Origin of the sequence: Novosphingobium indicum, assembly GCF_014645195.1 — a bacterium.
Lineage (GTDB): Bacteria > Pseudomonadota > Alphaproteobacteria > Sphingomonadales > Sphingomonadaceae > Novosphingobium > Novosphingobium indicum.
Genome location: NZ_BMLK01000013.1, coordinates 1 through 19,002, shown reverse-complemented (window position 1 = coordinate 19,002; position 19,002 = coordinate 1). Strand labels below are relative to the sequence as shown.

The window sequence follows — 19,002 nt, the reverse complement described above, 5'->3', positions numbered from 1 at the left end:
ACGAAGGACTGCAGCCACGACATCGAAACGATCAGGCGACCTTGATATGCAGGTTCGCCAGACCGCGAATGATGTAGCTCGGCTCGTATTCGATAGTGCGGTTGCCGGCCGGGCCGTGATGCGCCTCGTCGAGCGTGATGGCGCTGGTGTGCTCGAGGAACCTGTCGAGAATCACCGCCACCTCTGCGCGGGCCAGCGGGGCGCCTGCACAGGTATGCGCGCCGCGGCCGAAGGCGAGGTGCTCCTTGATCTTGGGCCGGCCGAGGCGGAATTCGGCCGGGTCCTCCCAGCGGCGCGGATCGCGGTTGGCCGCGGACAGCGAAACCACCACGCGCTTGCCGGCCGGGATTTCCATGTCGCCGATCCTCGTCCTGCGCGAGGCGATGCGGAAGGTTGCCTTGGTCGAGCCTTCGACGCGCAGGACTTCTTCCAGGAACGGCCCGACCAGCTTGCGGTCCTCGCGAATCTGCTGCTGCAAATCCTGATCTTCGGCCAGACGGCGCATCGCATTGCCGATCAGCTTGGCGCTAGTGTCCTGCCCGGCGGCAAAAAGGAACATCGCCGACTTCACCACTTCCATCGCATCGGGCGTCGATCCGTCGGGGTACTTGGCCAGCGCCATCTCGGTCATCACGTCGTTCTGCGGCTGGGTCCGGCGCTCGGAAACGTAGCGCGTGAAATAGCCGGCCATGACCATCAGCGGGTGGACGCTCTGGCCATCTTCACCCGCATCCATGTTGCCCGGAGGCGGCGCGGAATCGATCAGTTGGCGAAAGGCCTCGCGGTCGTCCGCCGGGACGCCGAGCAGATCGGCAATGACCATGGTCACGAACGGCGTCGCAACCTTGTTTACCAGCTCGCACCCGCCCGCCGCGACGACATCCTGCACCATCTTTTCGGCATAGGCGCGCATGAATTCCTCGTTGGCCTTGAGGCGCGAGGGCGTGAACAGCGGGTTGAGCAGCGAACGGGCAGCTGCGTGCCGCTCACCATCATAGGAGACCATCAGTTCCATCGGATTGCTTGGCGTCGCCGCCAGTTGCGCGGTGATGTCGTCGCCATCGACATCGAACGGCAGCTTCACCAACGGATCGGGATTCAGCCAGGACGAAAAGTCCTGCGTGTTGCGCAGCACTTCCAGCGCTTCCGCGAAACCCGTCACCACGACGACATCGCGGCTTTGCATCTGATAGACCGGACCGTGGCGGCGGATCGTCTCGAAGTAGTCGTAGGGATCGAGCAGGACCGAATGGTCGGTGAAGTAATCCTTCTCCACAGTCGTCGCGGCGGTTGCCATCATTCCTCTCCCAAAGCTTGTTACGCATTAGTGATACATTGTGGATCATAAGTGCACGCCATCTGCCCGTCAAGCGAAGCCCGCCCTTTACGCAGCCGCAAACCTGCCCCAAATGCGGATGCCATGAGCACCTCCCCCGAGCCCGCCACCTCATCGAATGCCGCCATCTCCATTCGCGATCTGGTCAAGCGCTATGCGCCCGCCGGTAACGGCGAAGGAAAGCTGGCGCTCAAGGGCGTGTCCTTCGACGTCCCCGAAGGCGGGATCTTCGGGCTGCTCGGCCCGAATGGCGCAGGCAAGTCGACGCTGATCAACATTCTTGCCGGGCTCGTGCGCAAGACCTCGGGCAGCGCCGAAATCTGGGGCTTCGACATCGACCGCAACCAGCGTAACGCCAAGCGCTCGATCGGCATCGTTCCGCAGGAGATCGTCTTCGATCCGTTCTTCACGCCGTTCGAAGTTCTGGAAAACCAGGCGGGGCTCTACGGCATCGCCAAGCACCTGCGCCGCAGCGAGGAACTGCTACGCGCCGTGCACCTTGCCGACAAACGCGATGCCTATGCCCGCACGCTCTCGGGCGGCATGAAGCGGCGCCTCCTGATCGCCAAGGCGCTGGTCCACCAGCCGCCTGTGCTCGTCCTGGACGAACCGACGGCCGGCGTGGACGTGGAACTGCGACGTCAGCTCTGGGAACTTGTGACCGAAATGAACCGCGAAGGCGTGACCATCGTGCTCACCACGCACTACCTCGAAGAGGCCGAGGAACTGTGCGACCGGATCGCCATCATCAATCATGGCGAGCTGATCGCCAACAAGCCGACTCGCGAACTGGTCGGCATGGCGCGCGAGAAAATTCTCGTGCTGACCGTCGACCGCGATGTGACCAATCTGCCGAACCACCCCGGTGTCATGAAGTGTGAGACCATCGGAGAACGGCAGCTCGAAATCACCTACGACAAGGATCGCAGCAACGCCGGCGAGATTCTGTCAGCTTTGCAGACGCAAGGCTTCGGCATCCTCGACGTGACGACACGCGAAGCCGATCTCGAAGACGTGTTCGTAAGCCTGACCAGCCAGGCGCGCGCTGCAGCCTGAGCCCGCGAAATTGTGCGGGCGCGAAGCGATCAGGGATAGAACACCCGCCGAACACCACACTTTTGGCAAACGGTGCAACCAGCGCTGAAACGAGCCGCCGGCGATGAGATCGCGTTAATCAGAGCAACGCGCCACCGGAAGAGGAACATGTTCGCGTGAATTGAGACGGCAAAACTGTTTCGCCAGTTTCGAACACCATCGTTTGAACTCACAAGGGCAACACTATTCTTTTTCCCCGTCACGCTTCCAAAGGTTGTGCTTCATGCGCCTGATGGGTTCCCCGCAGTTCTTGCAAGTACCGACATAATTAGCTCCATCCCATTGCACGGCTGATCTAACCGGCCGATGCCTATTAAGAGCGCATAACGTGATAAAGTTAGCCACGTTCTTAACCCCGCGCTATTGAATTGAATATTTCAGGACTACCCGCAAACGGGTAACAGCGATGGGCGATCCCAGTACTTGCCGTACTGTTCTACAGGCATATTATAGGTGTTTATGCGGCACTGCAACAAAACATCGGTCGCGTCGCAAAATCTTGCAGGGACCGTCATTGATCGGCAATGAAGCGCGATGCCTACGCACGCGAACGACGCTAAGACCTTCGATATCCTCGTAATCGGCTCCGGAGCAGCCGGACTCACGGCAGCGCTCGCGCTCGCCGAACGACACAAGGTCGTCGTGCTTGCCAAGGGCACGCTTACAGGCGGATCGACGGCCTGGGCCCAAGGCGGAATCGCCGCCGTGCTCGACGAAGGCGACACTTTCGCAGAACACATCAGCGACACCATGATCGCAGGCGCCGGCCTCAACCGCCGCGAGACAGTCGAGTTTGTTATCGAACGTGCACCGCATGCCATCAAGCGGCTGATCGATCTGGGCGTACCGTTCAACATGGAGGGCAACGAACTCCATCTCACGCGCGAAGGCGGCCATTCCCACCGCCGCATTGTTCACGTCAATGACGCCACCGGCTGGGCGGTTCAGCAGGCGCTGCTGCAAGCCGCCGAAGCCCATCCCAACATCACGCTGCTGCCCGGGCGTTCGTGCATCGATTTCATCACCGGTCGGCACGAGGTCCGATATACCGCCTCCGGCCGCGTCTGGGGCGTCTATGCACTCAACGAGCAGACCGGCCTCGTGGAAGCCTACACGGCCCATGCCACGGTGCTGGCGACCGGCGGCGCGGGCCGCGTCTACCGCTTCAGCACAGCGCCGCGCGGCGCCACGGGCGACGGCATTTCAATGGCCTGGCGTGCCGGCGCGCGCGTCTCCAACATGGAGATGATGCAGTTTCACCCGACCTGCCTCTACAATCTCGACGTCAAGAACTTCCTCATTACCGAGGCGGTGCGCGGCGAAGGCGGCCATCTCAAGCACCCGGATACCGGGCACCGTTTCATGCCCGACTACGACGAGCGAGCCGAACTGGCGCCCCGCGATGTCGTGGCGCGGGCGATCGACGACCAGATCAAGCGTTTCGGTCTCGACTACGTTCACCTCGACATCAGCCACAAGCCGCCCGAATTCGTCACGGAGCACTTCCCGACCATCCACGAGAAGCTGCTCTCGCTCGGCATCGACATGACCAGGGAACCGATCCCGGTCGTCCCGGCACAGCACTATACTTGCGGCGGCGTGGTGATCGACCTCGACGGCCGCACCGACCTGCCGGGGCTCTACGCCGCCGGCGAATGCACCGAAAGCGGGTTGCACGGGGCCAATCGCCTCGCTTCCAACTCGCTGCTCGAATGCTTCGTCTTCGGCGATGCCGCCGCTGCCCACATCCTCGACAACTGGGACCGGTACGATGCACCTCCACCGGTCATGCCCTGGGATGCGAGCCGCGTGACGGATTCGGATGAGGAAGTCGTCATCAAGCAGAACTGGACAGAAATCCGCCGCTTCATGTGGAACTACGTCGGTATCGTGCGGACCACCAAGCGGCTCGAACGCGCGATGCACCGCATCGAACTGCTCAATGCCGAAATCGAGGAATACTACCGCCACTTCCGCGTCTCGACCGATCTGATCGAGCTGCGCAACCTGCTGCAGACGGCGGAACTGATCGTGCGCTCGGCGCTCCGGCGGCACGAGAGCCGGGGCCTGCACTACACGCTCGACTATCCCGAGACGGACGCCGCCCCGGTCGATACCGTCCTCGTTCCCTGACCGCATCGCTCCCGCGTAACTGAGCCCTTCGCGCTCGACAGCCATCCGTCCCTGCCGCACTCTTCGCGAAAAGCGGGAGAGAACGGCACCATGGCCAGCAAAACGGCATTCGTTACAGGTTCATCGCAAGGGATCGGCGCGGCGGCGGCACAGGCCTTGGCGGCGGACGGTTACCGCGTGATCGTGCACTACGGCAGCAATCGCGAAAAGGCCGAAGCCGTGATGGCCGGGATCGAGGCTGCCGGCGGGAGCGCGGCGCTCGTCGGCGGCGACCTTTCCGATCCGGACACGCCCGCGCAGTTGGCCAGCGATGTTGCGGCCCTGTGCCCCGACGGACTGCAGGCGCTTGTGCTCAATGCCGCGGTCATGCCGCCTTCGGATATCGGCACCTGCACCGAGGAGACTTTCGACCGGATCGCCACGATCAACCTGCGCGCGCCTTTCTTCCTGCTGCAGAAGCTCTCGGACACGCTGGTCGAGGGCGCGAGCGTTGTCTTCGTCTCCTCGCTCACCGCGCGGCGGGTGACCGGCGGGGTTGCCGCCTATGCCGCCATGAAGGGCGGGATCGAGACGCTGGTGCGGCGCGCCGCGCAGGAATTCGGCGCGCGCTGGATTCGCGTCAACGCCGTGGCCCCGGGCACGACGGCGACCGGCCCGATCGCGGCATGGACGGAGACACCGCAGGGCTTCGAGATGACCACCCGCGATCAGGCGCTCAAGCGGATCGCCCAGGCCGAAGACATCGCGGGCCCCATCGCCTTCCTGTGCAGCGACGCGGCGGGCTGGATCACCGGCGCGGTCCTTCCCGTCGATGGCGGAGCGCTGCTGTGAGCCGGCTCGCCGGACGCGTCGCACTCGTCACCGGCTCCTCACGCGGGATCGGCGCGGCAATCGCGCGGCGACTGGCCGCGGATGGTGCCCGCGTCGTGCTCCACGCCCGCGCCCAGCGCGATCGGGCCGAAGCGGTCGCGGAAACCATTCGCGCCACGGGCGGCACGGCCGATGTGGTGATGGGCGACCTCGCACAGGGCGATGCCGCGCTCGATGTCGTGCGCAATGCCTTTGCCGTGCACGGGGCGCTCGACGTACTCGTGCTCAATGCCGGTGGCGGCAAGGGCGGAATGGCCGCCGATATGCCGGTGGAAACCATCGACGCCGTGCTGGCGCTCAACCTGCGCTCGACGATCCTGGCCGCATCGGAATTCGCCCGCCTCACGCAGAGCGAGGCCGGACGCGTGATTTTCCTGTCCTCGGGCATGGCCACACATGGGGCCCCGGGCGTATCCATCGGCGCTGCCGCGAAGGCGGGCGGCGAAGCCTTCATGCGCAGTCTGGCGCAGGAACTGGGCCCGCGCGGGATCACCTCCAATTCGGTAGCACCGGGCTGCACCCGGACGGAGATGATCGCCGGGCAGTCATGGCCCGATCAGGTCGTGCCCTGGACCGCGCAGCGCCGCCTGGGCGAACCGGAGGACATTGCCGATGTGGTCGGCTTCCTCGCGTCGGACGAGGCGCGCTGGCTGACCGGGCTGACGATTGCGGCCAACGGCGGCCTGATCACGACCGCCGCCAATATTCTCGCGCGGGCGAAGTAACCGCCCGTTTGGCGAATCAGCCGCCGATGCCCAGCGCGCGGCCGATGAAGATCAGCGCCATGCCGCCGAGAATCGAGGCGAGGCAGCCGGCCCGGCTGAAATCGCTCTGCCCGCGGCTGGTGATGAGGCCGGCCACCAGCGAGCCGCCGATGCCCAGCAGGATCGTGGCGACCCAGCCCATTTCCACCGCGCCCGGATAGAAGAAGCGCGCAAAAACGCCGATGAGCAGGCCGCTGATGATGGCGCCGATGATGTTGAACATGAAAGTGTGTGCCCTCTCGATATTTGCGTTGCCTAGAAGCTTTGAACGACAGGACGGTTGCACGCCCCGTGCATTTTTGCACGCCGTCATCGGCAAGCCGCCGAGATCGCTCGACGGACGCGCGCTGCCACCTGCCGGTCCGCAACGATGGGCGCGTCTGGCAACAATTGCCCGTATCAGCGCCTTGACAATCGGCATGACGGACTCGGTTCGTCGCAAATGCGATTCGGCTCGTCGGCGATTTATGTGGAAAAATTTTTCGGTGTCGGGAGCCATTTAGACTCTTGCATTGGTGAGAGGTGAAGGACTTCCCACGCGTCGCGCATCGCCAAAAGCTGTCCAGTCGCGACAGGCGCCACCTGTTAACCGCGACTTCACCCTCTTGCACCGGTTTGCAGAAAGAGCACTATGGGTTGTGGCGCGTCGGTCGCCGGGCCTCAATACCTAGGAAAGTCACGTGGATCGCAACGATCGCATGGCGGCCTTTCAAGGGCGGGGGGAGGCCCCGGCAGCAGACCGCGCCCAGGGCAAGGCAGGGTTCGGGTCGTTCTCTTTTTGTGCCGATTGTGGTAAGACGGGATTTCTATCGCCCGCCGAATCGCGTCGGTGCCGCCAAAGCCCTGCGATGAACTGTGAACATGCCGCAAGGCAGTTCGATGACGCTACGGATGCATGGGGGCGACGAGTGGATTTCAGGAACGGAAACGAGGGTCATGTGGCCAGTCACGATGTGAGCCACAACGAAGACAGCCAGACCGTAGTGGACGCCGGGCCCACTCCGCGCGAGGCCGCCACGAAGAACAAGGAGACGGGTGAGAGCCCGGCAATCGTCATGGAAAAGACCGACACTGCCACCGCCGATCTGGTGGATGCGCCGCAGGTGGAAGAGAAGGCTGCCCAGAAGACGGCAAAGCGTTCGGATTCCAAGAAGATCCATGATCGCCGCTTCACCATCGTCACCGATGAGAGCCGCGACGCGCTGCTGACCGATTTCGGCAAGGAAACGCTGGACGACCGCTACCTGCTGCCGGGCGAGAAGTATCAGGACATCTTCGCCCGCGTGGCCGATGCCTATGCCGACGATCAGGAGCACGCGCAGCGTCTCTACGACTACATTTCGAAGCTGTGGTTCATGCCGGCCACGCCCGTCCTGTCGAACGGCGGCACCGGTCGCGGTCTGCCGATCTCGTGCTACCTCAACTCGGTCGACGACAGCCTCGAAGGCATCGTCGCGACCTGGAACGAGAACGTCTGGCTCGCCTCGCGCGGCGGCGGCATCGGCACCTACTGGGGTTCGGTGCGCGGCATCGGCGAGCCGGTGGGCCTCAACGGCAAGACCAGCGGCATCATTCCTTTCGTGCGCGTGATGGACAGCCTCACACTGGCGATCTCGCAGGGCTCGCTGCGCCGTGGCTCAGCCGCCTGCTACCTCGACATTTCGCACCCGGAAATCGAGGAGTTCCTCGAGATCCGCAAGCCGTCGGGCGACTTCAACCGCAAGGCGCTCAACCTGCACCATGGCGTTCTGCTGACCGACGCATTCATGGAAGCCGTGCGCGACGGCGCGGAGTTCGAACTCAAGTCGCCCAAGACCGGTGAGGTTCGCAGCAAGGTCGATGCCCGCTCGCTGTTCCAGAAGCTGGTTGAAACCCGCCTTGCCACCGGCGAGCCGTACATCGTCTTCAACGACACCGTGAACCGCATGATGCCCAAGCATCATCGCGATCTCGGCCTCAAGGTCTCGACCTCGAACCTGTGCTCGGAAATCACGCTTCCGACCGGCCGCGACCACCTCGGCAACGACCGTACGGCGGTGTGCTGCCTCTCCTCGCTCAACCTGGAAACCTGGGAAGAGTGGAAGGGCGAGAAGCGCTTCATCGAGGACGTGCTGCGTTTCCTCGACAACGTGCTGCAGGACTACATCGACCGCGCGCCGGACGAGATGGCCCGTGCCAAGTACTCGGCCATGCGCGAACGCTCGGTCGGCATGGGCGTGATGGGCTTCCACTCGTACCTGCAGAAGAAGGGCATCGCCTTCGAAAGCGCCATGGCCAAGGCGCTGAACATGCAGATGTTCCAGTACATCAACATGAAGGCCAACGAGGCCTCGATGCTGCTGGCGAACGAGCGCGGCCCGTGCCCCGACGCGGCCGACCAGGGCGTGATGGAGCGCTTCTCGTGCAAGATGGCGATTGCACCGACCGCGTCGATTTCGATCATCTGCGGGGGCACCAGCGCCTGCATCGAGCCGATCCCGGCCAACATCTACACCCACAAGACGCTTTCGGGCTCCTTCGTGGTGAAGAACCCCTACCTGCAGAAGCTGCTGGCCGCGAAATCGAAGGATTCCACCAACGTGTGGAACTCGATCCTCGAGCACGGAGGCTCGGTGCAGCACCTCGACTTCCTCTCGCCCGAGGAAAAGGCGGTGTACAAGACGAGCTTCGAGATCGACCAGCGCTGGCTGCTCGAATTCGCGGCAGACCGTACGCCCTACATCGACCAGGCGCAGTCGCTGAACCTGTTCATCCCCGCCGACGTCGACAAGTGGGACCTGATGATGCTGCACTTCCAGGCCTGGGAGAAGGGCATCAAGTCGCTCTACTACCTGCGCTCGAAGAGCGTGCAGCGGGCGGGTTTCGCGGGCGCGGGCGGCGTGGAGGCGGACAACACCTCCGAGGCGCCCAAGTTCGAGATCGGCGAGACGACCGACTACGACGAGTGTCTGGCCTGTCAGTAAGGGCCTGCCAGTAAGCGGGATCGATCTTTAGAATGAACAAAGCCGCGCGCCTCCTGCCTCTCATCGCACTCTTCGTGCTGGCAGGCTGCGCGCGGCAGGTTGCATCCGCCGTCGAGCCCGAAGCGCCGGGTTTCCTGCTGGGCATGTGGCACGGGTTCATCTTCCCGTTCGCCTGGTTTGTATCGCTGTTCACCGACGTGTCGATCTATGCCGTGCCCAACAACGGTGGCTGGTACGACTTCGGCTATTTCATCGGCATCATGTTCCTGGGCGTGGGCGCCAATCGCGGCAAGCGCGTGGTCTACCGCGAGCGCATCGTCGAGACGCGCGGGCCGATCATCGACCAGTAGGAACGGCCCAAAGGATCATTACAGTTCCCGTTCGTGTCGAGCGTAGTCGAGACACGCTGGTGTAGCGCTGACGTGTCTCGACTACGCTCGACACGAACGGGACTAGCTTCAATTTTGCGTTGGCCTCAACTCGCCGTGTAGCGATAGCGCACGGTATAGCCGATGTGGTCGGAGAGCATCGTGCCATCGGGCTCTGTTCCGAAGGGGATATCGATCCCGACCGGCTGCAGCCCGGCGCCCTCGCCGTCGATCGCGAATTGCAGGTCGCGTGCCCGGCGGGCGATCGTCAGAGCATCCAGCGACCGGTCGTAGGCACCCGGATCGTCATTCATGCAGATGCGCAGACTGTCGAGCAAAGGCCCGCCGGCCAGACGCGCCATCGCGGCATCCAGAAGGGCCATCCGGCCCGGACGCTGCCCCCGGTTGAAATCCCCCGCGATCACCAGCGGCATGCCGGGCGCGCGGTGCGCGGCGATGAAGCGGGCAAGAAAGTCCGCCTGCCGCCGATAGGCCGCTAGCGTACGTTCCACCGGGGCCTTCGAAGCTCCGCGGCTGTTGAAGTGCGTCGTCGCCACCATGACCGCGCGTCCGGAAGCCAGTTGCAACGTCACCAGCACCACACCCTTGGCCGCCAGGCAATCGTACCCGGCGCAGGCCCCCTCGGGAAAGGCGGCGCGCTGTACGTCGAGTACCGGGAGATCGGACAGCACGACAAGACCGCTGTCGACCGGCGTACCGGCCGTCTCCCCCAGCATCCAGCTCCGGTCCATCCCCGGCGGCACGCCCCCGGTCCGCAAGTAAGGGCCCTCGACCGAATAGGCATAACCGGCGCGCGCGCCGATGGCCTTGGCCTCCGCCGAAAAGGCTTCCTGCAGCACCACCACGCGCGGCGCGCAGCCTTCGGCCCGCATCCGTGCCAGTCGCTCGCCGATGGCGCGCAGGGCTACCGGGCCCTTCTTGGCGAGCGGCCAGGGCAGGCCGGCGACATTATAGGTCAGGACCGAAAGATCGTCCGGCGCGCAGGCGCTGTCCGGCATTGCCGTATCCTGAGCTGCCGGCGCCAGATCGGGCGCGGGCAGCGGGTCGGCCAGCGATCCGCCGGCGAGAAGCACGATAGAGCCCGTCAGGTATCGCAGCTTCACGGCGCCTCACCGATCCGGCTGGCGACCACCGTCCGCGAAGCCCGATCTATCGACCACAGCAGAGCCGGGTCACGCGGATCGAAATCGATCGCCTGCCCGTGCGTTTCGACCGGGATCGTCGCCTCGTGCCGCAGCACGGAACCGGACTCGGGCAGATCGAGCACATAGACCTCGGACAGATCGTGGCCGCTGACATAGAGATGCCCGCCCGGCCCCCAGCTCGCCCCCGAGGCGCTGCGCGGCTTGAACCGTTCGAGCACGCTTTCCGGAAAGGCCCAGCCGCGATCGATACGGAAGTCTTCATCAAGCCGGGCAAAGAGCGTGTAGCGGTGATCGCGGGTCGGCTCGCCACCCTTGGCATCGTAGTTGGCGAAAGCCGCCCACCAGTGCCCGTCGTGCCGGTCGACCACGGTGAGCGACCCCGGCGCCATCCCGAGACTGACCGAGCGGATGTGCTCCAGCGTTGCGGGATCGAACACCTCGATGGTGCTGAGCTGCGGCACCGCCGGATAGTTGGACGCGGCACAGACCAGTTCGCGGCCCGCAATCGTGCAGCTGTTGATGTGCGGAAACTGCGCCGGATCGCCGCGCCACTCCGCAAGCCGCTTGCCGTCCGCAATCCGGTACTTGGCGATCACGTTGTTATCGATGGCGAAGACATGCTTGCCATCGGAAGCCACGCCCTGCCGCGCCTCCGGGGCAGCAATCCGGTGGATCACCTCAGCCGGCGCATCGTCCGCCGCCGCCCCCGGAACCGCGGCGAGCAGGGCGATGCCAACCCCCGCCATGGAAAGGACCGCCGCGCCCAAACGCGGCAGTCCCAAACGCTTCGATACCATGTCGCCCCCTTCGCGATGCTGGTCTGCGCGATACTCGGGGGCGCCCTATCCGCAGGCCGTGACAGCGCTTGGTCAATTCGGTGACGGCGCTGTCATACGACCGAAGATCAGGTGAGAGCGACTTGCTTGCCCTGCCGTTCAAACGGCGCGCGGCGCAGCACCATGGTGCGATAGCTCGGCGTCAGCACCGTATCGACGCCCACGAAGGTCGCCATGCCGCGCTCGCGTTCGAATTCGATGCGTACGTAACCCTGGTGCATGTTGTCGGTCCATGTCACCTCGGGAATGTGCTCGGCATAGGCCTTGTCGAGCGCACGCGAGGTCGCCTCGCCGAAGCCGCTGGAGATGAAGTCGCCCGGCGAGGAGATGCCCGCCGTGCCGAACTCGATGCCAGCCGGACGGCCTTCGTCGTCGGCCAGATCGTTGATCCAGAAACTGTGGCTGTCGCCCGAGAGGAATACGAGATCGCCCGCGCCCGCCTTGCGCGAGAGATCGTAGAGCCGCTCACGCGCCCACGGATAGCCGCCCCAGGCATCGGTGTAGTCGGGCAGGTTGTACTTGCCCTTCCACGCGAAGGCGACGGCGGGATCGTAGACGAGCTTGGCCAGCTCTTCTTTCGTCCTGGCCTGGGCCAGCTTCTCGGAGGGATCGGGGACGAGGCCGAGCTTGACCACATCGGGCACGTCGACGCGGCCGATCACCATCGGGCAGCCGATGATGCGCCAGGGCTGGCCCTGCTCCACCGAATGGGTAAGCGCAGCGGAAAGGTCCGCTTCGCACTCGGCCGAAAGGATGGGGCGGTTCGGTGCGCCGAGCACCTCCTTCTTAAAGCGCTCCGCCGATGCCGCATCGGTGATGGTATCGGCATAGTCCATGTAGTCGATCTGCCTGGCGCGCGCGGTGTGGCGCGTTTCGATCGTGTGCAAGGTGGCCAGATCGCCAAAGCTGTAGCCGCGCCAGAACTGTTTGCGCGTGCGGCCCTTGACCTTGAGCCATTCGGGCTCGCGCACCGGCATCCATTCGAAATAGGCGCGGATCGAGGCAGCGCGGCGGGTCGCCCAGTCGCCCTGCGTGGCCGGATCGTGGTTCTGCGCGCCGCCGACCCAGGGATTGTTCGCACTCTCGTGGTCGTCCCAGCAGGCGAGCAGCGTGTGGTTCGCGTGCATGGCCTGCGCGCCGAGGTCAGTCTTGTACTGCGCGTGACGCGTGCGGTAGTCGGTCAGCGAGACGATGTCGTGCAGCGGGTCGTGTACGCGCCCGATCTTGCGGGCCACATCGGCGCCCCAGCCATCCTTGCCGCCATATTCGTAGATGTAGTCGCCGGTATGCAGCACGAAGTCGACATCGGCGTCACGGGCAATCGCGTCGTAGGCGTTGAAGAAACCGAAGGCGTAGTTCGAACAGCTCATCAGCGCGATGCCGAGGCGGTCGAGCTGTCCTTCCGGCAGGGTGCGGGCGCGGCCCAGCACCGACAGCGCTTCCCCGACGCGGAAACGGTAGTAATAGATGCCGCCGGGCTCGAGACCTTCGGCGAGGACCTTCACGGTGTGGTCGCGGTCGGCATCGGTAGAGAACGGGCCGGTCTTGGTTACTTCGGCAAAGTCCGGCGTGGTGCTCAGTTCCCAGGTACCCTTGACGGCGGCGGCGGTCAGACGGGTCCACAGCACGACGCTGGTCGCATCGGGATCGCCGCTGGCGACACCGTGCCGGAACATCGGATTGGGAGCGATGGCCTGCGCCAGGACGGACGCCGGCATGGCCAGAAAGGCCGCGCTGCCGGCCATGCCGGCCAGCAGGGCGCGGCGGGAAACTTCGGGTTGACGGAGTGTGCGGGTCATTTCTCAGCGCTCCTCGTGCTCGGACCTGTTCTTGTCGGGCGCGACCCATGTCACGCCCGTATTGCGGTTTTCGGTAAAAACGGAACACGGGCCGGCTTTGGACACCGGCCCGCTCCAACACTCCCCCATGAGTGCCTGTGGTTTTCCGATCAGAAATCGGCTGTGGCAGTGAAGACCATCGTGCGCGGGGCGCCGATCCATGCGTAACCGCCGGAGATGCCGCCGAGATAGTTCTCGTCGGTCAGGTTGTTGACGGTGAGGGCGAAATCCAGCGCCTTGAGCGAGTCGCTGAGCGCTTCGCCCTTCACGCTGATATTGAGGTCGGTGAGGAAGTAGTTTGCCGCCGTCCAGCTGTTGTCGGCGTTGACGAAACGGTCGCCGGTGTACTTGCCTGTCACGCCCAGAGTGACCGGACCGTAGTTGTACGAGCCGGACAGCACCCACATGTGCTTGGCGATGCCGGCCACGCGGTTGCCCGGGGTCACGCCCTGCTCGGCATCGAGGTCGGCGTTGCCGGTGCCGCGATAGGTGGCATCGATATAGGTGTAGGCACCGTAGAGGTTGAGACCGCGCGCCGGACGGAAGTTGGCAAGCAGTTCGAAGCCTTCCGAGTCGATGCCGCCGGCGTTGAAGAACTTGCCGTCACCCTCACCCAGGTAGTCGTTGCCGGCCGAGGTGCTGTTCGGCACGAAGATCACCTGGTTGGAGAACTTCGCCTTGAACCAGGTGGCCGAGCCGTTGAACCAGCCGTTCTGGTAGCGGATGCCCGCTTCCCAGTTTTCGGCGGTTTCGGGATCGATCGAGGTAAAGTCGGCGTTGTTATACTCCAGCACCGAGTCGGTCAGCGACTTGAAGTTCTCGGCATAGCCGGCGAACAGGTTGAGGCCGTACATCGGCTCGACCTGGATACCGCCCGAAAGCAGGATGTCCGACTTCGACTTGATGCGGACGTTGTCGGTCTCGCCGAAGAGATCGACGCGTTCGATGTGGTTGATGAACTGCTTGGCACCCACGTGCGCGGTGACCGGGCCAGCCTTTACGGTGTCCTGGACGAACCACTTGAAAGTGTCCTGCGGGTATTTGCGGCTATACTGCGTCCAGTAGGGCAGCGAGGCGTATTCGGGGCCGACGGTGGTGTCGATCACGTTGTGCCAGTTGCGCCATTCCTCGCGGTTGGTGTCCTCGTACCAGATACCGCCGCGCAGGGTGTTTTCCAGACCGCCCAGATCCGCATTCCAGGCCGCATCGAGCGTGCCGCCCTTGCGATCCTTGCGATAGTGCGTGTGACGGTAGGACTGGGCACCGATGGCGCCGGGCGCGTAGCAGGCCGGGGCGTAAGCCGGGTTGGTGGTGCCGCCGTAGGGATAGGTCAGGTTGCCCTCGCAACCTTCGATCGGCGTCATCGCCACGCCGTTGGCGTCGACGAAATAGATCGTGCCGAGCGGCGAACCGCCATCGACCGTGCTGTTGCCCGTCAGTTCGCTTTCGGGGTTGCCGGCCCCATCGGCAATCACGTCGACGACGTACTGCGGAACCCAGTCACCGCGGCCAGCCATGTCGTGGTAGTAAGCCGATGCATGCAGATCGAGTACATTGCCGATCGTAGTATCTGCCTTGAGGTAGGCGAAGAAGTTCTTGCGCAGCGTCGACCAGGCGCGGCGATAGGCCTGATCCTGATAGGGAACGCCGGTCCAGTCCGTGGTCAGGCCATCGGTCTTCGGATAGTACTCGTACTGCGCCGCCGAGTAGACCTGGTCGTAGTTGTCCTCGTGGGCATCGTCGTAGCTGACGTAGCCGGTGAATTTCACCGGGGTGTCGATGATGAACTTTGCCGCGAAGTTGTCGCGATGGTTCTGCGCCGAACCGCCGATCCAGTCGGTCGCTTCCTGATGCGAATAGGAGAACCAGGCCTTGGCGGTGTCGTTGAGGAACAGACCGGTGTCGAAGCGGGCGTAGTAGCGGCTGGCCTCGAAATCGCCGACCGACCCGGACAGGCGCACGCGCATGTCGTCGAGCGGATCGGAGGTCACGAAGTTCAGCGTGCCACCCAGCGCCTCGTTGGAGAGCGAACCGATGTCGGCCGTGCCCTGCGACACTTCGACCGTGCGAATGTTCATGGTGTCGATGAAGCGGTTGGCCTTCGAACCGCCACCGTAGTTAGACCCGCCGTTGGGCATACCGTCGATGGTGATGCCGACCTGCTGCTGGTCGAGGTTGGTCTGGAAACCGCGAATCGAAACGGCGGTCGACCAGTCGTCGAAACCGAAAGCATCGCCTTCCTGAACCTGCACGCCGGGCAGCGTGTCGACGAGATCGAGCGCCGAGGCGATCGGCGGCTGATCCGCGATCAGTTCCTCGCTCAGCGCCGAGTTGTTGTACGTCGCGCGCGTGCCGGTGACGACGATCGCGCCGCCTTCCATCGGTGCACCTGCACCGTCGGCAGCTTCGTCGGCCATCGCCGGTGAAGCGACGGCAATTGCGGCCAGGCACGTGCCGAGCACGCAGGCGTTGCGGACTTTCTGGAATGACATGGATTCGACCCCCTTGTTTACGAGTTTTGATTCGATGGGGGGCATCTGGCGGTGTTTTCTGACTTCCTGCGGTCAGTTCTGCGGCAGTTTGCGGTCAGAACAACGACATCCATGTGTCGACTGGGCGACAAAGCCGAGAATGCTTGTGCAAAGGTATTGAAACATCCCGGCAATACCCGGCACAGCGCAGCAAACGCGGCCCCAGGCGCAGCAGAAGCTCCGCGCTGAGAAAGCGTTGATCTGTCAGAATGTGCGAGAGAAACTGGAGCGGGCGAAGGGATTCGAACCCTCGACCCCAACCTTGGCAATTGGCTGTGCAGCCTACGCTAGACTTTCTCATTGCGCGGGTAAGTGCGAAAACCCTTAATTTCGTTGCTTTCTGTCTACGATAGCCTAGCTTTCTCAGCGCCGGACTTGGAATTCGGCTGGAGATAATATGGAGACAAGATCGAGTGTTCGATTTTGTCTCCAAGTAGGGTGTCGTACATGCCAACCGCCAAACTGACAATGCGTACCGTCGAGCTGTTTGCACCTCCGGCGGAGAAGCAGGTCGTGCTCTGGGACAGCGACATCAAGGGCTTTGGCGTGCGCGTCCTGCCCTCGGGGCTCAAGACCTTCGTGGTGCAATATCGTAATCGCGAGGGCACCAAGCGCCGGATCAATCTTGGACGCCATGGTGTGATCACGGTCGAGCAGGCGCGAGACCTTGCAAGGGTCAAGCTGGGCGCGGTTGCTGCGGGAGATGACCCGGCAGAGAAGCGCCATCAGAATCGCTCCGGAATGACCGTCAGCGACCTGTGCGACTGGTATCTGAAGGAAGCCGAAGCCGGACGGCTGCTGGGACGCAGGCGCAAGCCGGTCGCCTCATCAACTCTGGCGCTCGACCGCAGCCGCATCGAACAACATGTCAAGCCTCTGATCGGCAACCGGCCAGTCCAGAACTTGTCGATCGGGGAACTGGAACGGTTCCAGGCCGACATCAAAGAAGGGCGAACGGCAAAGGACCGCAACGGACGTGGCGGCGTTACCCGCGGCGGCGCGGGCGTAGCCGGCCGGACCATCGGCATGCTGCACACGATTTTTGAACAAGCGGTGCGCTGGAACGTCATCGAGACCAATCCGGCGCGTGGCATCCGCAAGATCGCGGTGGATGTAAAGCGTGAGCGCCGCCTTTCGGCTGAAGAACTCAAGCGCTTTGGAAAGGCGATGGCCGATCACGAAGCCGAAAGTCCGGTGGCCGTGGCGGCAATTCGGCTCATCCTGCTCACGGGCTTTCGAAGGATGGAGGCGCTTGGTCTCAAACGAGACTGGGTCGATGAGCGTAGAAGCTGCGTCCGCTTCCCGGATGCGAAGACCGGACCTCAGGTACGCGCGCTGGGGGCGGTCGCCCTCGATCTCATCCGCTCACAGCCGAAGCGCGAGAAGAACGACCATGTTTTTCCCGGCGATTTTTCCGATGGCCATTTCGTTGGCCTGCCACGCGTCCTGAAGCGCATTTGCGCTACAGCCGGTATCACAGGGATCACACCCCATGCTCTGCGTCACACTTTCGCAAGCATGGCGGCCGAACTGGGGTTTTCGGAACTGACGATTTGCGCCTTACTCGGCCATGCATCGCATGGCGTCACGCAGCGCTATGTTCACATCGACAATGCGGTCAAGCTCGCCGCCAACGAAGTGTCCAGGTCTATCGCAGAGAGTTGTTCAGCCTGAACCAAAGCGCGGTCAATACCCCTCCAGTGCCGCCAGCAGGGCAGCAGGGCGCCTGGCTGATCCTGCCTGAATTCCGGATGTTGAGCAGCTTGAACTGCGGCGCGGGTAGATCGGCAAGGCCTGCGAGCGCAAAGCGATCCCAGTCCGGATCGCCCGCTTCGAACGAGAGCAGAAATCGCCGGTCGGCGGCACGACTATAACCACGTCAGGCCCCACTCGAAACTGGGCGGGAGAACACCCGCCGAGAAAGCCGGCGAACCTGTCCGGGGGCATGCCCCCGGACAGGTTGTCATCCACTCAACCAACCATCATGAAGGAGCCGGACTCTACCTCTGACTGGTAACAATCAGGGGCGCACGTCACCAACTTGGACAAAGGACATGCATCAATCATGAAACACAGACGATCCAATCTAGGGCCGATAGCCGCGAATTGGGAAGAGCGTGAAATGCCTATGGTGATTGCACATGCTTGCTGATCGAATTGCCAGCGCAATCCGCGATACCGGATCGCCTGACTATGCCGTGCGTAGTGGCGCCTTGCTCGCCTTGCTGTCAGACCTCGCTCGTGAAGGGGATCTCATGGGCATGTCGGAAGCGTTTTGCGCCTATACAACCCTCTTGCCGGCCGACGAAAAGAGCATCCGCCATGCCGTGCCTGCCAAGATCATTAATCAGTATTTTCATCTAAATCGGAAGCGCTCACAGCGCGCCATCATCGCATGGCAGGCCCAGAGCGAAGGTTGGGAAACAAACCTTGCCACAGCCATCGGCGAGGACGTCCGTTTCGACGCTGCGGTGCGTGCCATGGACGATCGGATCAAGCAGTCGGAATTGTCCTGAGTGAGATGGCGTTCCGGTGGTCGGTGGTCGGTGGTCGCCGGCGGCTTTTGCGCGACCATCATCGCGCTTTTGACCGAGGAAGTTGTCCAGCCGTTTTGTCGGCGCATAGGCTTCAAGGCCGATCGATCGATACAAATTGGCCCATTCGGTCAGCCGACACATTTTGTTCTTCAATAATTCAATCCGAAATGAAGGTTTCCTTCTGGACTCGAAGTTTTTTTCGTTGTCCTTTATTGACTATCACATAGTCTCTTCTCTCAAGGGGGATTCGTGGACGCTGCAGAGCTAATTTGGGGATGGCTCAATGGCTTGGTTCGCCGAGCTGTCATCGGTGTCCTGTTTTACCTATTATTTGCAATCGTCTGCGCGCTGCTGGTCGTTTTAGGACTGGAGAAGGGGCAAGGTCTTGGGGAACTGGATGGTCTTTCCCGCGAACATAGCCGGTTTTCGGAGGCATTCCTGGATATTGCCGAACACGCGACCGAGGTTGCCGGGTCGCCATCGCGTGCAAAGGCAGTGATACCAAGACTCTCTGATCACGACCCATGCGCCCACTGGCGCAAGCCGATGGACATGATGCGCCATG

16 protein-coding genes are annotated in these 19,002 nt (G+C 63.2%); 10 read left to right on the top strand and 6 right to left on the bottom strand.

Annotated features, from left to right (window positions below; translation table 11 throughout):
• Positions 1–31: 31 nt before the first annotated feature.
• Positions 32–1,300, bottom strand: a complete 1,269-nt coding sequence (locus IEX64_RS14055) for a cytochrome P450 (RefSeq protein WP_229710362.1) — start codon at positions 1,298–1,300, stop codon at positions 32–34.
• 120 nt (positions 1,301–1,420) lie between these two features.
• Here IEX64_RS14055 and IEX64_RS14050 point away from each other — a divergent pair, with 120 nt between their 5' ends.
• The 4 genes from IEX64_RS14050 to IEX64_RS14035 all read left to right on the top strand — a co-directional run bounded on the left by IEX64_RS14050 (position 1,421) and on the right by IEX64_RS14035 (position 6,159).
• Positions 1,421–2,392 carry an ABC transporter ATP-binding protein gene (locus tag IEX64_RS14050; RefSeq protein ID WP_188820413.1) on the top strand — a complete coding sequence of 324 codons (972 nt, stop codon included), beginning with the start codon at positions 1,421–1,423 and terminating at the stop codon, positions 2,390–2,392.
• Positions 2,393–2,965: 573 nt separating this feature from the next.
• The gene (gene nadB, locus IEX64_RS14045) at positions 2,966–4,564 is read left to right on the top strand and encodes an L-aspartate oxidase (RefSeq protein WP_188820411.1); all 1,599 of its coding nucleotides are present in this window, start codon (positions 2,966–2,968) and stop codon (positions 4,562–4,564) included.
• A gap of 90 nt (positions 4,565–4,654) precedes the next feature.
• Positions 4,655–5,395, top strand: coding sequence for an SDR family NAD(P)-dependent oxidoreductase (locus tag IEX64_RS14040; protein ID WP_188820409.1), 741 nt, complete (start codon positions 4,655–4,657; stop codon positions 5,393–5,395).
• Complete coding sequence (locus IEX64_RS14035) at positions 5,392–6,159, top strand: SDR family NAD(P)-dependent oxidoreductase (RefSeq protein WP_188820407.1); 768 nt, start codon at positions 5,392–5,394, stop codon at positions 6,157–6,159. Before IEX64_RS14040 ends, IEX64_RS14035 begins: the two co-directional genes overlap by 4 nt.
• A 16-nt stretch (positions 6,160–6,175) precedes the next feature.
• Here IEX64_RS14035 and IEX64_RS24860 read toward each other — a convergent pair whose 3' ends face one another.
• Positions 6,176–6,697, bottom strand: coding sequence for a GlsB/YeaQ/YmgE family stress response membrane protein (locus IEX64_RS24860; RefSeq protein WP_308422610.1), 522 nt, complete (start codon positions 6,695–6,697; stop codon positions 6,176–6,178).
• 556 nt (positions 6,698–7,253) lie between these two features.
• Between IEX64_RS24860 and IEX64_RS14025 the strand changes: the two genes are divergently transcribed.
• Positions 7,254–9,161, top strand: a complete 1,908-nt coding sequence (locus IEX64_RS14025) for a ribonucleoside-diphosphate reductase subunit alpha (RefSeq protein ID WP_229710396.1) — start codon at positions 7,254–7,256, stop codon at positions 9,159–9,161.
• 32 nt (positions 9,162–9,193) lie between these two features.
• Positions 9,194–9,511, top strand: coding sequence for a hypothetical protein (locus tag IEX64_RS14020; RefSeq protein ID WP_188820403.1), 318 nt, complete (start codon positions 9,194–9,196; stop codon positions 9,509–9,511).
• Positions 9,512–9,636: 125 nt separating this feature from the next.
• Here the strand turns inward: IEX64_RS14020 and IEX64_RS14015 are convergent, their stop codons facing one another.
• From IEX64_RS14015 to IEX64_RS14000, 4 genes are all read right to left on the bottom strand, one after another.
• Positions 9,637–10,653, bottom strand: a complete 1,017-nt coding sequence (locus tag IEX64_RS14015) for an endonuclease/exonuclease/phosphatase family protein (protein ID WP_188820401.1) — start codon at positions 10,651–10,653, stop codon at positions 9,637–9,639.
• Positions 10,650–11,492 (bottom strand): YncE family protein, encoded by an 843-nt coding sequence (locus IEX64_RS14010; protein WP_229710355.1) that lies wholly within the window; start codon positions 11,490–11,492, stop codon positions 10,650–10,652. The genes IEX64_RS14015 and IEX64_RS14010 overlap by 4 nt, the downstream gene beginning before the upstream one ends.
• Positions 11,493–11,599: 107 nt before the next feature.
• A complete protein-coding gene (locus IEX64_RS14005) occupies positions 11,600–13,330 on the bottom strand; it encodes an alkaline phosphatase D family protein (RefSeq protein WP_188820399.1) in 1,731 nt (576 codons plus the stop codon).
• A 149-nt stretch (positions 13,331–13,479) separates the two neighbouring features.
• Entirely contained in the window at positions 13,480–15,861 is a 2,382-nt protein-coding gene (locus IEX64_RS14000; protein WP_188820397.1) for a TonB-dependent receptor, read from the bottom strand.
• A gap of 486 nt (positions 15,862–16,347) precedes the next feature.
• Here IEX64_RS14000 and IEX64_RS13995 point away from each other — a divergent pair, with 486 nt between their 5' ends.
• From IEX64_RS13995 to IEX64_RS13980, 4 genes are all read left to right on the top strand, one after another.
• Positions 16,348–17,574: a site-specific integrase gene (locus tag IEX64_RS13995; protein WP_188820395.1), complete on the top strand. Its 1,227-nt coding sequence runs from the start codon at positions 16,348–16,350 to the stop codon at positions 17,572–17,574.
• Between the two features lie 120 nt (positions 17,575–17,694).
• Positions 17,695–17,910, top strand: a complete 216-nt coding sequence (locus tag IEX64_RS24765; RefSeq protein WP_188820700.1) for an integrase core domain-containing protein — start codon at positions 17,695–17,697, stop codon at positions 17,908–17,910.
• A gap of 131 nt (positions 17,911–18,041) precedes the next feature.
• Positions 18,042–18,416 carry a hypothetical protein gene (locus tag IEX64_RS13985; protein ID WP_188820393.1) on the top strand — a complete coding sequence of 125 codons (375 nt, stop codon included), beginning with the start codon at positions 18,042–18,044 and terminating at the stop codon, positions 18,414–18,416.
• 270 nt (positions 18,417–18,686) lie between these two features.
• Positions 18,687–19,002 (top strand): hypothetical protein (locus tag IEX64_RS13980; RefSeq protein ID WP_188820391.1); only part of this gene is annotated, 316 nt, incomplete at its 3' end.